We start from the raw sequence: 14153 nt of genomic DNA, 5'->3' as shown, positions 1-14153 counted from the left end.
ATGAAGAAACTGGCCGCCACCCTCCTCGCCCTCACCCTCGCCGGCTGCGGCGCCGCCGACGCGGCCGGTGACGCCGAGGCCGTCGTCGTCACCAACTGCGGGGTCGACGTCACCTTCGACCAGGCCCCCGAACGGGTCGTTCTGCTCAAGAGCGCCGCCGTGCCCTACCTCCACGACCTCGGCGTGCTCGACCGGGTCACCGCCCGCGCCGGCGCGTACCCCAAGGAGTACTACGACGCGGCGACGCTGGCCGAGCTCGACCGGATCCCGCTGCTGACCGACAAGACCGACACCAGCGGCCACCTTCAGATCTCCCCGGAGGTGGTGATCAGCCAGCAGCCCGACCTGGTCCTCGGCCAGGTCGACAACCTGTCACGCGACACGCTCTCCGCAGTGGACATTCCGCTGCTCGAGGAGCCGGCGATGTGCCCGAACAGCACCGTCGGGCCGACCTTCGACGACGTCTACACACAGCTGGAGACGTACGGCAAGGTCTTCAACCGTCCCGGGCAGGCGGCCACGGCGGCCGCGGCGCTCAAGGACCGCGTCGCCAAGATCGAGAAGACGGGGAACGGCCGTACGGCCGCGGTCCTGTACCCGACGGTCGGCGGCGGCGTGACGTACGCGTACGGCAGCACCAGCATGGCCCACCCCCAGCTGGAAGCCGCGGGCTTCACGAACGTCTTCGGCGACAGCGAGGAGCGCGTCTTCGAGGTGACGCTGGAGGAAATCCTCGGGCGCAACCCCGACGTACTGATCCTGCTGCACAGCGACGGCGATCCCGAGGCCGTCGAGAAGGCGCTGACCGGCCTGCCCGGCTCGGAGAAGCTGAAGGCCGTCCGGAGCGGCAACGTCATGACCCAGCTGTTCAACTTCACCGAGCCACCGTCCCCGCTCTCGGTCGACGGCCTCGAGAAGATCGTGCGGCGCTTCAAGTGATCACCGCGTCGTCCCTGTCCTGGCGCTACGGCGCGAATCCCGTCATCGACGGCGTCGGCGTGACCGCGCGGCCCGGGCGCGTGCTCGGCCTGATCGGCCCCAACGGCAGCGGCAAAACCACACTTCTTCGCTTGCTGTACGGGGCCTTGCGCACCCCCACCGGAACGGTGACCGTCGACGGCACGGCGCTGACGGACCTCTCACCGCGCGAGACCGCCCGCCGCATCGCCGTCGTGGTCCAGGAATCCGGCGGCGAGACCGCCCTGACCGTGGCCGAGATGGTGCTGCTCGGCCGCGGCCCGCACCTGACCACCTTCCAGCGCGCCGGCGCCACCGACCACGACATCGCGGCCGACTGCCTGGCCCGCGTCGGCGCGACCCACCTGGCGGGCCGCGCGTTCGGCGGCCTGTCCGGCGGCGAGCGGCAACGGGTGCTGATCGCCCGCGCGCTGGCTCAGCAGGCCACCCACCTGCTGCTGGACGAGCCGACCAACCACCTCGACATCCGCTACCAGCACGAGATCCTGCACCTGGTCCGCGCCCTCGGCACCTGTTCGATCGTCGTCCTGCACGACCTGAACCTGGCCGCCCGCTACTGCGACGACCTGATCCTGCTCGGCCGGGGCGACGTCGTAGCGGCCGGCCCGGCCGCCGACGTGCTGGACCCGGCGATTCTCGAACCCGTCTACGGCATCGGCATCAGGCGCCTCGACCTCGACGGCAACCTGCACCTGCTCTTCGACCTGGAGGCTCGCCCATGAACACGCAGGACCGCATCAACGAGTACTGGACCGGGCGCGCCCCTTCGTACGACGCGTACCAGCAGCGCCCGTCGCGGGTCGAAGCCGACAACGCGGCCTGGTCCGCGATCTGGTCCGGCGCCCTGCCCTTCGCCCGCGGCGACGTGCTCGACGTCGGTACCGGAAGCGGGCATGTAGCCCTGACTGTGGCCGGCCTCGGCCACCGGGTCACCGGCATCGACCTGTCCGAGGGCATGCTCGCCGAGGCCCGCCGGCACGCCGCGGCGGTTGACTTTCCGCCGGCGTTCCAGCCCGGCGACGCGGTGCAGCCGCCCTTCCCGCCGGCAAGCTTCGACGCCGTGGTCGGCCGCTACGTGATGTGGACGCTGCGGTCGCCGGTCACCGCCGTACAGAATTGGATGCGCCTGCTCCGCCCCGGCGGCGTGGTGGCGGTGGTCGACAGCACGTGGTTCCCAGAGGGCCTGGACAGCGCCGGGGAGAACTTCACCGGCTTCTACGACGCCGAGGTCCAGGCCGAGCTTCCCTTGGCCGCCGCCACGTCGATCGACCAGACCGCCGCCGTGCTGCGCGAGGCCGGCCTGACCGAGGTGACCGTCACCCCACTGACCACGATCTACGAGCTGGATCAGCGGTACGGCGTGGCCCCCGGCCACCACTTGCGGACCCAGTACCTCGTCACCGCCCGCGTCAGCTGACTCCGGGGCCGTCAGCTGTCGGTGGCGAGGGCTGAGCGCAGCGTCAGGCGGTGCTTGCGGCGGATCTCGGCCTCGTGGAAGGCGCGGTGGTCGTCGTCCGTCTGGGGCAGGAGCGGTGGGACGGCGCGGGGCTTGCCGTCGTCGTCGACCGCCACCATCACCAGGTGGGACGTGGCCACCGTGGTCGGGGGCACCGCCTTGTCCCAGCGGTCGGCGGTCACCTTCACCGCCACCTCCATCGAGCTGCGCCCGGCCCAGGTGATGCGGGCGGCCACATGGACCACGTCGCCCACCCGGACCGCCCGCAGGAACAGGGTCTCGTCCATGGCGGCGGTCACCGCCGGGCCGTCGGAGTGGCGGGCCGCGACCACGCCGGCCACCGAGTCGATGAGGTTGAGGATGCGGCCGCCGTGGACCGTGCCCATCAGGTTGGTGTGGTGCTGGTCCATGATCTGGGACAGGGTCAGTTCGCTGGCGGAGGGCGGGCGGCCGGGCTGTGACACAGCAACGGAGGCTAGCCACGGGGGTGGGGCGGGTCCGTAGGGTGGTGGCGTGTCAGAGGTCGACGCCACACCCGCGCTGGACGCGGCCGCCCGCTTCGGGCCCTACTTCGTGTGGGAGCCGTACGACGGCGGGAGCGACTGGCGGCCGTACACCGACCTCGTGAAACCCGAGGTGGTCGCGGAGCGCGTCGAGGTCGCGCGGGGGATTCTCGGACGGATGTCGGGCCTGCGCCGTGACGACATCGAGGAACGGGTCGTGGCCTCGATCACCTTCCTGGGGCTGGCGTCCCGGCTGCTGTCGCCGGTGCTCGGCGCGGCCGTGGCCGGTGGGGCGCTGCCGGTGCCCGATCCGGCGAAGCTGTGGTGGCGGCCCGTCGCCGGCGGCCCGATCCCGTTCGCGCAGCGTGGCCTGACCGCCGTCGAGGGCGGGCGGGTTCCGGGCCTGGAACTGGTCGAGCCCGTCCTCGAGGTGTTCCGGCGCCGCTTCGTGCTCTCGCCGAAGGTGCTGTGGGGCAACGTCGCCTCGGCGCTGGGCGGCGCCGCCGCGATGATCGGCCGGCCCGAGGCCGCGCCCCTGGTGGCGGCGGCGCTCGATCTGGTTCAGCTGCGGGGGATGGCCACCTGGGACGGCAGTCGCCTGGCCCGCCGCAACTGCTGCCTGTACTACCGCATTCCGGGTGGCGGCACCTGCGGCGACTGTGTGCTCGCGGCATGACCGCCATCCAACAGAAGTTCACGGGCGGGTCGGATGGCCCGACGCCAACTACTTCGCGCGGCGCTTTCGGGCCCATCACGGCCTGAGCGCCTCGGAGTACCGGACCCGGTTCACGCCTCGGTACCAGCTCGGGCGTCCTGTGATTGGATGAGGCATGACGTTCGTGATCACCGACGTGCCCGACAAACAGCGGTTCGAGGCGCGCGACGAGCAGGGCGAGCTCGCGGGCCTCGTCACCTACCAGACCAGCGGAAACATCATCGCCTACACCCACACCGAGGTGGAGCCGCGGTACGAGGGGCACGGCCTCGGCTCCCAGCTGGCGCGCGCGGTGATGGACGACGCCCGCGCCCAAGGCCGTACGGTCGTGCCGATCTGCCCCTTCATCAGCGGCTGGCTGGAGACGCACCACGACTACGACGCGATCCTGGCCCGGCAGGGCCGGCGTATCAAATAGAGCGGGTGAAGTAGTGATCAACTGACGCCGGTCCGTGATTGGCGGGCCGGCCGTAGGCTCGACGCCGATGAAGACGCTATCGAGGGTCGTCGTCGCGCTCGCCGCGGCCGTGCTCGGTGCCGGCGCCGCCGGCACGCCCGCGCACGCGATCGCCGACGGCCAGACCGTCGTCAACGGCCAGTACCGGTTCGCGGTGAAGCTGACCGACCTCGGCATCCCGACCGCCGACGGCGGCCGCCGGGACAGCTCGTGCTCCGGCGGCCTGATCTCGCCGCACTGGGTGCTCACGGCTGGCCACTGCTTCAAGGACGCCACCGGCCGGCGGGTGTCCCGGCCGGTCGCCGAGCGCACGATCGCGACCGTCGGCCGGGCCGACCTGAAGACCAAGGTGGGCCTGAGCGCCAACGTCGTCGAGGTGCGCCAGCACGGCAGCGCCGACGTGGCCCTGGCCCGGCTCGACCGGCCGATCACCGGCATCGCCCCGCTCAAGCTCAACCGGGTCAAGCCGGCCAACGGGCAGCGGCTGCGGCTGGTCGGTTTCGGCCTGACCGACGGCGACGCCGTGCAGACCAGCCCCACGTTGCAGACCGGCCAGTTCCGGGTCACCAACGTCGACAAGGTCGAGATGGGTGTGGCCGGCGTCGCGCCGAGCAAGAGCACCAGCGCCTGCCCGCACGACTCCGGCGGGCCGTACTTCTCCGGCGGCCCCACCGGCGTGGCCACCGTGGTCGCCGTGGTGAGCCGCGGCCCGACCTGCCCGCACACCGGCGCCGACACGGCGACGCGGGTGGACGCGGTCGCCCCGTGGATTCTCGGCGTCATCAAGGCCGATCTCCAGCCGGCCACTCAGCCGACAAACCGGATAAAAACACCGGCTAGCAGCGTCGCTCAGCAAGCACTTCCCCCGGCCGAGGAGACCAATTACCTCTGGCTCGGCGTGATCCCGGTCGCCGTCCTCGCCGTGGCTGGGGCTCTCTGGCTGCGCAAACCCCGCCGGGGGACGCACCGCAGGTGAGAGATCGCATGGATGTGTGATGTGCCGGACGGCCCGGTCGGCCAGATTCGAAGGCATGCGATCTTCAAGTAATCTCGCTGAGTGGAGAAGGACACCCCGGTACGCGGGCGCGACCGCGAGCTGGCAGCGCTCCACCACACCCTCGACCGCGTCGTCGCCGGGCAGGGCTCGGTCACGCTCGTCACGGGCCCGGCGGGCAGCGGCAAGTCACGCCTTCTCCGCGAGGCGGCACTCGCTGCAGGACTGAGAGGCGTCCGCCGGGTCGCCATCGCGGCCGACCCCGACAGCGCCCTGATCCCCGGCGACAGCCTGCTGCGCGGCCTGCTCGGCGGCCCCGAGCCGATCCTCGCCTCCGAGCGGATGCGCGAGCTGGTCGCCGATCCCGAGCGCCGCTACTGGGTGCTGGCCGAGGTGCGGGACGCCATCGAGCGCGCCGCCCTGCGCCGGCCCCTGCTGGTCACCGTCGACGATCTGCAGTGGTGCGACGACCTGACCCTGCTGGCCGTCCGGGCCCTGCCCGAGCGGCTGGCGGCCGACGCCGTCATGTGGCTGCTCGCGGGCCGGGGGGCCGACGGGCCGCCCGGCTACCTCAGCACGCTGGGCCGTCTCACCGACGGCGGGGCCGGCACGATCGAGCTGGACCGGCTCGACGACGACGCGGCGGCCGCGATGGCGGCCGACCTGCTCGGCGCGGCCCCGTCGGCCGATCTGCTGGCCGCTGTGCACGGGACCGGCAACCGGCCGATGCTGATCAGCGCGCTGGTTCGGGGCGCCCGCGAGGACGGTTCGCCGGTACGCCTGCGGCAGCTGATCCGGCGGCAACTGTCCCGGCTCGGCGCGGACGCCCGCACCATGCTCGAGGTCGCCTCGGTGCTGTCCCGGCGGCTGTCGCTGCCGCTGATCGCCGAGCTGACGCACCGGTCGCCGGCCGCGCTGCTGGGCCCGGTGCGCGAGGCCCACGACTTCCTGAGCGAGGACGACGACGGCCACCTGGTCTTCCAGCACGACCTGATCCGCGAGGCGGTGCGCGCGACGGTGCCCGGCGCCGTGGCCCGCACGCTGCGCCGCGAGGCCGCGCGGATCGCCGTACGGGAAAACGCTCCGGCCGTTGAAGTCGCCGCACTGCTGGCCGACAGTGCCGAGCCCGGTGACGAGGAGGCGATCGCGGCGTTGCGCCGGGCGGCCGGCGAGCTGGCGTCGGTGGCGCCGTCGAGCGCGGCCGACGTGAGCCGGCGGGCCCTCGAGCTCACCCCGGCCGGTTCGCCTCTGCGAGGCGAGATCATCGCCGACAGCGTACGGCTGCTGTGGCTGGCCGGGCGCGCCCACGAGGCCACCCGGCTCGCCCACAGCCTGCTCTCCACCGGCGCCGGACCGGCCGCCGAGGCCGTGGTCCGGCTCGCCATCGCGGCCGTGTCCAGCCAGTACTCCTTTGTGGAGGCCGTACGCCAGTGCGAGCGCGCGGCCGCCTTGCCCGGCCTGCCCGACACCACGCGGGCATCGCTGCTGGCCCTCGAGGGGGTCAACCTGACGATGGTGGGCGACCCGCCGCGGGCCGACGCGGTCCTGGCCGAAGGGCTCGACGCGGCGGCCCGGGCCGGCGACGACGCCGCCCGGGCGATCTGCCTCGCCTCCCAGTCGGTCCTGGCCCTCAACGACCAGAACTGGACCACCGCCCGCGACCTGGCCGACGAGGCCGTGGCCATCTCGGCCCGGGTCGGCGCGGCCGCCGCGCTGTGGGGATCGACGCAGTGGCGCGGCTGGCTCGACGGCATCGCCGGCCGGCCCGACCTCGCCCTGGAGCACGCCGACCAGGGCATGCGGGCGGCCCAGCGTGACGGGCAGGCCTGGCTGCTGCGGCAGTGGAGCATGGACCGGTGCAAGCTGCTGTACGACGCGGGCCGGCTCGAGGACGCCCGGGCCGAGGCCGAGGGCGTGCGGGCGATGAGCGACGAGCTGGGCGCCGGCAACTACGCCGACTGCACGGCGCTGGTGACCGTGGGCCGGGTCGCCCTGCACGCCGGCGACCTGGCCGCGGCCCGCCGCTACGACGCCGAGGCGGCCCGGATGCGCGCCGACGAGGCGCCGATCGTCCGGCACGCCGGCCTGTGGCTGGGCGCGCTGGTCGCCCTGGCCGACGGGGGCGATCCGGCGCGGGTCCGGGAGCTGCTGTCCGAGGCGGCGGCCAGCTTCGGCGACCGGATCCCGGCGCTGGGCACACCCCTCGACCCGGCCGACGACGTGCTGTTCGTGCGCATCGCCCGCGACCTCGGCGAACCGGAGTGGGCCGCCCGCGCGACCGAGACGATCAGGCGGCGCGCCGCCGCGAACCCGTCGTTCCGTTTCCTGGCGGCCACCGTCGCCCACGTCGAGGGCCGCCTGACCGAGGCCGTGGCGATCTACCGCGAGTTCCCGCGGCCGCTGCCCCTGGCGGTCGCCCTGGAGGACGTGGGCACGGTCGAGGCGCTGGATGAGGCCTGCCTCATCTACGACGAGGTCGGCGCCACCCGCGACAGCTCACGCGTCCGCGGCGCCCTGCGCAAGCGGGGCGTACGCCGCCGCCCCCGGACGGCCGCCGCGCCCGGCGGCGACGGCTGGGCCGGGCTGACGCCCACCGAGCGGGAGGTGGCCCGCCGGGTCGCCGAGGGCGCCACGAACCGCCAGGTGGCCACGGCGATGTTCCTGTCGCCGCACACGGTCAGCACCCACCTGCGGCACGCCTTCACCAAACTGGGACTCAGCTCCCGGGTGGAACTGGCCCGGCTGGCCCACCAGCACAGCGACTTCTGACGATATCCTGGCCCGGTGACGGACGCCTTCGACACCGGCCGGCCCCACCCCGCGCGGGTGTACGACTTCCTCCTGGGCGGCAAGGACAACTTCGCCGCCGACCGCGCCGCCGCCGAGGAGGGTCTGAAAGCCAACCCCAACGCGGCCACAGCCCCCCGGCAGAACAGGGCGTTCCTCCAGCGCACGGTGCGTTTCCTGGCCGCCGAGGCCGGCGTACGCCAGTTCCTCGACATCGGCACCGGCCTGCCCACCGCGCCGAACGTGCACGAGGTGGCCCAGGAGGCCGACCCGTCCGCCCGCATCGTCTACGTCGACAACGACCCGATCGTCCTCAGCCACGCCCGCGCGCTCCTGACCAGCAACCCGTCCGGCCGTACGGCGTATGTCGGCGCCCGCCTCCAGGAGGCGGCGACCATCCTCGACGCCCCCGAGGTCCGCGACACCCTCGACCTGGACGAGCCGGTGGCGCTGCTGCTCTTCGCCATCCTGCACTTCATCGAGGACGACGAGAACCCGTACGACATCGTCGAGTCTTTGATGTCCCGCCTGCCGAGCGGCAGCTACCTGGTGCTCTCCCACATCACCGGCGACCACGACCCGGAGTCCTGGGCCCGCTTCACCGCCATCATGCGCGAACAGGGCATCCCGACCCGGCTGCGCTCCCAGCCCGAGGTGTCCCGCTTCTTCGCCGGCCTCGACCTGATCGACCCCGGCGTGGTCCCGATCCTGCGCTGGCGCCCCACCACCGCCACCGACCTCACCGACGCCCAGGTGGCCCTCTACGGCGGCGTCGCCCGCAAACCCTAGGCAAGGCCGCCGCCGGGCTCAGCTGTCAGCCGTCGCCGCGCGATCTCGGCGACGCCATCCGCCCGGCACTACGCGCCGACGGTCGCCTTCGACCACCTGGCGCAGGAGCGGTTCTCCGGGAGTCCCGGGTGGCCGGCCAGCGCCGCGGCTCCGGGTTCCCGCCCCGCGGGCCGTTGCGCAGAAGCTGCCCGACCAGCGCGACGAGTCCCATCCGTGCCGCCTCGTCGTCCTCGTGATCCCACCGGCGCCGGACCGCCTCCCATATCGCCTCGGGCCGGTCCGTGACCTGAGCCAGTGGGAAAGCGACATGCCGGCGAACTTCCCAGGCCGCCGATCAGCTCCAGAGTCGGCGCACGGACGGCGATCCGTTCGTCGAGAACCAAGGCGACCAGACAGGGCAACGCCCTCGGCGCGGCCGAGTAGATCGTCCCGCCTTGGTGATAGATCCGCACGCTGAGCGCGGACACCGCGGCGCGGCTTCCGGCCGGGTCGGCGATCGCGGCTGTCCGGCCGGGCACATCGCTCGCGGAGTCGTAGGCATGGTCCCGCGAGGCCCGGATCGGTGCGTCCGGTCCCAGCAAGAGGACTTCTTTTCGGCTAGGTCGGTCAAGTGACTTATGGCGGTGTGCGGCGCCCGGGTGAGTGTAAAGGGGTGACTACTTACCTGGCTGATCGGGCTGAGACCCGGTTTGTGGATGGCTTCGCGTATCGGCGGTTCGGGGAGGCGGGCGGCATTCCGCTCGTGTTGTGCATGCGGCTGCGCGGGACGATGGACCACTGGGATCCGGAGCTGCTGGACCGGCTGGCCGCGGAGCGGGAGGTCATCGTCTTCGACAACCGGGGGACCAACTTCTCCGAGGGTACGGCGCCGGACAGCATCGAAGGGCTGGCCGACGGGGCCATCGCGTTCATCCGGGCGCTCGGGCTCGACCAGGTCGACGTGCTCGGGTGGTCGATGGGCGGCATCGTCGCTCAGGGGATCGCGCTTCGGGCGCCGGGGCTGGTCCGCCGGCTGATCGTGGCCGGGAGCTCGGCCGGGGGTGTGCCCGATCTGCCGCCGCCGCCCGCGAAGGTCAACGAGACCCTGGCCCACCCGGAGAACCACGACGAGGACTTCCTCTACCTGTTCTTCCCGGAGACCGAGCGGGCCCGCGCGAAGGGTCTGGCCTCGCTGCGCCGGCTCGACCACCGGCTCAGCGAGTCGAAGGCGGCCGTGCAGCCCGAGACCTTTAGGGCCCAGCTCAAGGCCATCGGCACCTTCAAGGGCTTCTGGGACCGGCAGGGCGAGCTCACCCTGCCGGTCCTGGTGGCCAACGGCGCGCACGACGTGATGATCAATTCGTACGCCACCTACGCGATGTCACAGCGGCTGCCGGACGCGAAGGTCGTGCTCTACAGCGACGCCGGGCACGCCTTCCTGTTCCAGCACCCGGAGGACTTCGCGGACGAGGTCAGCCGGTTCCTGAGGTAGCGGAGGCCCGGATCGCCGTCACGGGCGCCGGTCCGCGTTCGGGGACGTGCGGTTGGCCGCCGCCCGGAGCGCGTGTTCCTCGGCAGGCCCGGCGCCCCACGCTCGGTGCCCGTCGACGGCGCATTCCGCGTACACCCAAGCTCCGTCCCGGTGAATGGCCGTCGCCTCGCCCGGCCGGACCGGGGATGTGACGCCGGGGGAGACGTACGTGTCGTGGAAGAGCTGCCACAGCTCGGCCGGGCGCAGTTCGCGGCCCGTGTTGTCGGTGACACCCTGGACCGTGCGGGCGAAGTCCGGGCGCATCCCGGGCGGCAGGTCCAGGCCGTGGTGGATCCGCAGGATGTGCGCTATGCCGCCCTTTCCGGACTGTGAATTGATCCGGATGACCTCTTCGTAATCGCGGCCGAGGTCGCCCGGGTCGATCGGCAGGTAGGGAACCGCCCACGGCGCCTGACTCTCCGGCACCCCGAGCTCGGCCGCCTGTTTGGCGTGCCGGGCCAGGCCCTTGGCGATCGCGTCCTGGTGGGTGCCGGAGAAGGCGGTGTGGGTGAGGCTTCCCGCGTACGGGTGGCGCGGGTGCAGCGGCAGCCGGGTGCAGTGTTCGACGACCTCCACGACGGCGTCGATCTCCGAGAAGTCGATCATCGGGTCGACGCCCTGCGCGTACAGGTTGAGGGCCAGGGTGGCCAGGTCGACGTTGCCGGTGCGCTCGCCGTTGCCGAACACGCAGCCCTCGACGCGCTGCGCGCCGGCCAGCACCGCCAGCTCGGCGCAGGCCACGCCGGTGCCGCGGTCGTTGTGCGGGTGCACCGAGAGGATCACCGCGTCGCGCCGGGCGAGGTTCTTGTGCATGTATTCGATCTGGTCGGCGTACACGTTGGGGGTGGCGACCTCGACCGTCGCCGGCAGATTGAGCACCACCGGGTGGTCGGGGCTCGCGTCCCACAGGTCGGTGAGGGCGGCGCCGATCTCGAGGATGAAGTCGGGCTCGGTGAGGTTGAAGACCTCGGGCGAGAACTGGAAGCGGCGTCCGGGCGCGCGCCGGGCCAGGTGGGCGGCGGCGTCGAGGATCAAGGACTTGACTTCTTTGCGGGTACGCCCGAGCACGACGTCCCGCCACACCGGGGCGGTGGCCGTGTACAGATGGATCATCACCCGGTCCAGGCCGTCGACCGACTCGACAGTGCGGTCGATCAGCTCGGCGCGGGCCGGCGTGAAGACGACCACCGTGACGTCCTCGGGCAGTTCGGCCGCGGCCAGATGGCGTACGAAATCGAAATCGGTCTTGCTGGCTGACGGGTAACCGATCTCGATCTCCTTGTAGCCCATGGCCACGAGCTGGTCGAAGAAGCGGCGCTTGCGGCCGGCGTCCATGGGTTCGGCCAGGGCCTGGTTGCCGTCGCGCAGGTCCACCGGCACCCAGAGCGGGGCCTCGGTGATCCGGTTGGTGGGCCAGTCGCGCTCGGTCAGCGGCAGGGCGACGCGGTCGTGGACGGGACGGTAGCGGTGGAAGGGCATGCCGCTGGGGCGTTGCGGGTTCATCGTGATCTCCAGGGTCGGTCGGGTCCGATCGACCGGCGCGCGGGCCACCCGCTGCGGGGTGCCGGCCGTGTCAGGCCCCGCAGCGGCGACCGAGGAGGAGAAGTGCCATGCGCCCACGATAGAACTTGTCAGGTTGTATGACAAGTTAGTCTGGTGCGATGGATCCGGTCAGCCCGTCACCGCTCGTCGCCCAGGTCGCCGAGCGGGTACGCGCCCGGATCAGCTCCGGCGAGTGGGGCGTCGGCACCAAGCTGCCCGGCGAGCACAAACTGGCGCCTTTGCTCGGCGTCAGCCGCCCCACCCTGCGCGAGGCCATGCGCATCTTGGCCGGCGCCGGCCTCGTCGAGTCCCGTCAGGGCGCCGGCGTCTTCGTGGTCGCCGCCGAGCCGAAGGTCAACTGGGCGGTCCAGCTGCGACGGGCCGAGCTTTCCGAGGTGTACGAGGTCCGCGTGGCCCTGGAGGTGGAGGCGGCCCGCCTGGCCGCGGCCCGCCGGACCGACGACGACCTGACCGCCATCGACGCCGCCATGCGGCGCCGGGTCGAGGCCGCCGGCGAGGACGACGCCGCGTTCGTCGACGCCGACATCGCGCTGCACGCCGCCATCGTCGCCGCCGCCCACAACCCGATCCTGCTCAACCTGTTCACCGAGTTCCTGCCGGTCCTGCGGGACGGCCTGATCGACCTCGTCCGGCTGCTGGACCTGCGCGCGCAGCTGCCCAACCCGGGCGAGGACAGTCACGCCGCCCTGGTCGCGGCGGTCGGCGCCCAGGACCCGGAGGCGGCCGAGCGGACCCTGCGCCGGGAGCTGAGGAACACGCTGGCCCTGTTACGGCGGGACTGAACCGAAGATCCGTGGGTAGTCGGCGGCCATGCCCGACTACCTGACCGCGCACCGCGCGGATCTGATCCGTGAGCTCACCGAATGGCTGCGGGTGCCGTCCGTGGCCGGTGTGCCGGAGCACGAGATCGACGTGCTGCGCTCGGCCAACTGGCTGGCCGGAACGCTGCGCCGGACCGGCTTCCCCACGGTGGAGGTGTGGGACGCCGACGGTTCGCCGGCCGTGTACGCGGAGTGGTGCGCGGCCCCGGGCGCCCCGACGGTGCTGGTCTACAGCCATCACGACGTGCGGGCGGCCAAGGACGAGGAGTGGAAGGAGACGGCGCCGTTCGAGCCGATCGAGCGGGACGGCTACGTCTACGGCCGGGGCAGCTCCGACGCCAAGGGCCAGGTGATGGCGCACGTCTGGGGCCTGCGCGCCCACGTGGACGAGGCCGGCGCGCCCGCCGTGAACATCAAGCTGCTGGTCGAGGGCGAGGAGGAGACGGGCTCGGCCGGCTTCTCCGGCCTGCTGGAGAGCAACCGGGAACGGCTCGCCGCCGACCTGGTCGTCTTCTCGGACACGCTGCTCTGGCATCGCGACCATCCCGCGGTGTGCACGAGCATGCGGGGCATGATTCTGGCCCAGTTGGAGGTACGCGGCCCGCTGCGCGACATGCACAGCGGCGCGGTGTCCGGCCCCGCGCCGAACCCGCTGATCGAGCTCAGCCGCCTGATCGGTTCCCTGCACGACGAGAAGGGCGTGATCACCCTGCCCGGCTTCTACGACGACGTGGCCGAGCCGACCGCTCGCCGCCGGGCCGAACTGGCGGCGTTGCCGTACTCCGACGAGGACTGGCTGGAGCGCTCGGCCACCCGCAGCATCGGCGGCGAACACGGCTGGACGGTCCTCGAACGCCTGTGGCTGCGCCCTCAGGCCGAGGTGATCAGCCTGATCGGCGGCGACCCGATTGGCCCGTCCCGCGGCGCCGTCCCGTCCCAGGCCGAGGCCACCCTGAGCATCCGCATCGTCCCCGACCAGACCCCCGAGGCGGTCGCCGACCAGTTGTACCGCTGGGCCGCCGAGACACTGAGCGACCGGGTCGACTACGAGATCACGGTCTCCGCCGAGACCGGCCAGAAGCCGTACGCGACCCCACCCGACCACCCCGCGGTGGCCGCCCTGGCCGCCGCGATGGAGGACGGCTTCGGCACCCCCGCCGGCCGCATGGGCAACGCCGGCGGCGGCCCCGCCGAGGTGCTGGCCCGCATGCTGGAGGCCCCGGTCGTCTACTTCGGCACCGGCCTCCCCGAGGACCGCTGGCACGACAGCGACGAACGAACCGCCATCGACGTCCTCCTAGCCGGCGCCGCCACACTGGCTTCCTTCTGGCCCCGCCTGGCCAAACTCCCACCCGCCGCCCTGGCCCACCCCGCCCGCTGACCCACCGCGCCCCGACGCCCTTCACCAGCGCGCTGGCGCGGCCCGTTTCACCAGCGCGCTGGTGCGGCCCGTTTCGCCGGCGCGCCGGCCCGGCCCGCTTCACCAGCGCGCCGGGTCGGCCTGCTTTACCGGCGCGCGGGTATCGCCTCCCGCCCACCTGGCGCGTCCCGGCGGCTTCACTGGCGTCTGGGCATCGCGC

The 14153-nt window shown here is 72.7% G+C and carries 13 protein-coding genes; 11 read left to right on the top strand and 2 right to left on the bottom strand.

The window, feature by feature from the left end; translation table 11 throughout:
- The 3 genes from AB0C26_RS40100 to AB0C26_RS40090 are packed head-to-tail and all read left to right on the top strand — an operon-like array spanning window position 1 to window position 2395.
- Window positions 1–939 carry an ABC transporter substrate-binding protein gene (locus AB0C26_RS40100; protein ID WP_360258759.1) on the top strand — a complete coding sequence of 313 codons (939 nt, stop codon included), beginning with the start codon at window positions 1–3 and terminating at the stop codon, window positions 937–939.
- On the top strand, window positions 936–1700 hold the full coding sequence (locus AB0C26_RS40095; protein WP_360258756.1) for an ABC transporter ATP-binding protein: 765 nt from the start codon (window positions 936–938) through the stop codon (window positions 1698–1700). The genes AB0C26_RS40100 and AB0C26_RS40095 overlap by 4 nt, the downstream gene beginning before the upstream one ends.
- The gene (locus AB0C26_RS40090) at window positions 1697–2395 is read left to right on the top strand and encodes a methyltransferase domain-containing protein (protein ID WP_360258753.1); all 699 of its coding nucleotides are present in this window, start codon (window positions 1697–1699) and stop codon (window positions 2393–2395) included. Before AB0C26_RS40095 ends, AB0C26_RS40090 begins: the two co-directional genes overlap by 4 nt.
- A gap of 11 nt (window positions 2396–2406) precedes the next feature.
- On the opposite strand, the gene AB0C26_RS40085 is transcribed toward AB0C26_RS40090, so the two are convergent.
- Entirely contained in the window at window positions 2407–2844 is a 438-nt protein-coding gene (locus AB0C26_RS40085) for an acyl-CoA thioesterase (RefSeq protein ID WP_360258944.1), read from the bottom strand.
- 103 nt (window positions 2845–2947) lie between these two features.
- Here AB0C26_RS40085 and AB0C26_RS40080 point away from each other — a divergent pair, with 103 nt between their 5' ends.
- The 6 genes from AB0C26_RS40080 (at window position 2948) to AB0C26_RS40055 (ending at window position 10150) form a co-directional block, all read left to right on the top strand.
- Entirely contained in the window at window positions 2948–3613 is a 666-nt protein-coding gene (locus AB0C26_RS40080) for a (2Fe-2S)-binding protein (protein ID WP_360258750.1), read from the top strand.
- A 154-nt stretch (window positions 3614–3767) separates the two neighbouring features.
- Window positions 3768–4070, top strand: coding sequence for a GNAT family N-acetyltransferase (locus AB0C26_RS40075; RefSeq protein ID WP_360258747.1), 303 nt, complete (start codon window positions 3768–3770; stop codon window positions 4068–4070).
- Between the two features lie 67 nt (window positions 4071–4137).
- Window positions 4138–5085 carry a trypsin-like serine protease gene (locus AB0C26_RS40070; RefSeq protein ID WP_360258744.1) on the top strand — a complete coding sequence of 316 codons (948 nt, stop codon included), beginning with the start codon at window positions 4138–4140 and terminating at the stop codon, window positions 5083–5085.
- 81 nt (window positions 5086–5166) lie between these two features.
- On the top strand, window positions 5167–7872 hold the full coding sequence (locus AB0C26_RS40065; RefSeq protein ID WP_360258741.1) for an AAA family ATPase: 2706 nt from the start codon (window positions 5167–5169) through the stop codon (window positions 7870–7872).
- 15 nt (window positions 7873–7887) lie between these two features.
- Window positions 7888–8679, top strand: a complete 792-nt coding sequence (locus AB0C26_RS40060) for an SAM-dependent methyltransferase (protein ID WP_360258738.1) — start codon at window positions 7888–7890, stop codon at window positions 8677–8679.
- A 691-nt stretch (window positions 8680–9370) separates the two neighbouring features.
- Complete coding sequence (locus AB0C26_RS40055; RefSeq protein WP_360258735.1) at window positions 9371–10150, top strand: alpha/beta hydrolase; 780 nt, start codon at window positions 9371–9373, stop codon at window positions 10148–10150.
- A gap of 18 nt (window positions 10151–10168) precedes the next feature.
- Here the strand turns inward: AB0C26_RS40055 and AB0C26_RS40050 are convergent, their stop codons facing one another.
- Window positions 10169–11809 (bottom strand): 2-isopropylmalate synthase, encoded by a 1641-nt coding sequence (locus AB0C26_RS40050; protein WP_360258732.1) that lies wholly within the window; start codon window positions 11807–11809, stop codon window positions 10169–10171.
- 41 nt (window positions 11810–11850) lie between these two features.
- On the opposite strand from AB0C26_RS40050, the gene AB0C26_RS40045 reads away from it, so the two are divergent.
- Together AB0C26_RS40045 and AB0C26_RS40040 are read left to right on the top strand one after the other, a co-directional pair.
- Window positions 11851–12534 (top strand): FCD domain-containing protein, encoded by a 684-nt coding sequence (locus AB0C26_RS40045; protein ID WP_360258729.1) that lies wholly within the window; start codon window positions 11851–11853, stop codon window positions 12532–12534.
- A gap of 28 nt (window positions 12535–12562) precedes the next feature.
- Window positions 12563–13954, top strand: a complete 1392-nt coding sequence (locus AB0C26_RS40040) for a M20/M25/M40 family metallo-hydrolase (RefSeq protein WP_360258726.1) — start codon at window positions 12563–12565, stop codon at window positions 13952–13954.
- Window positions 13955–14153: the final 199 nt, after the last annotated feature.

The sequence above is a fragment of the Actinoplanes sp. NPDC048796 genome, from assembly GCF_040650035.1.
In the GTDB taxonomy this organism is placed as follows: domain Bacteria; phylum Actinomycetota; class Actinomycetes; order Mycobacteriales; family Micromonosporaceae; genus Actinoplanes.
This window is presented reverse-complemented; position numbering and strand designations above follow the sequence as displayed.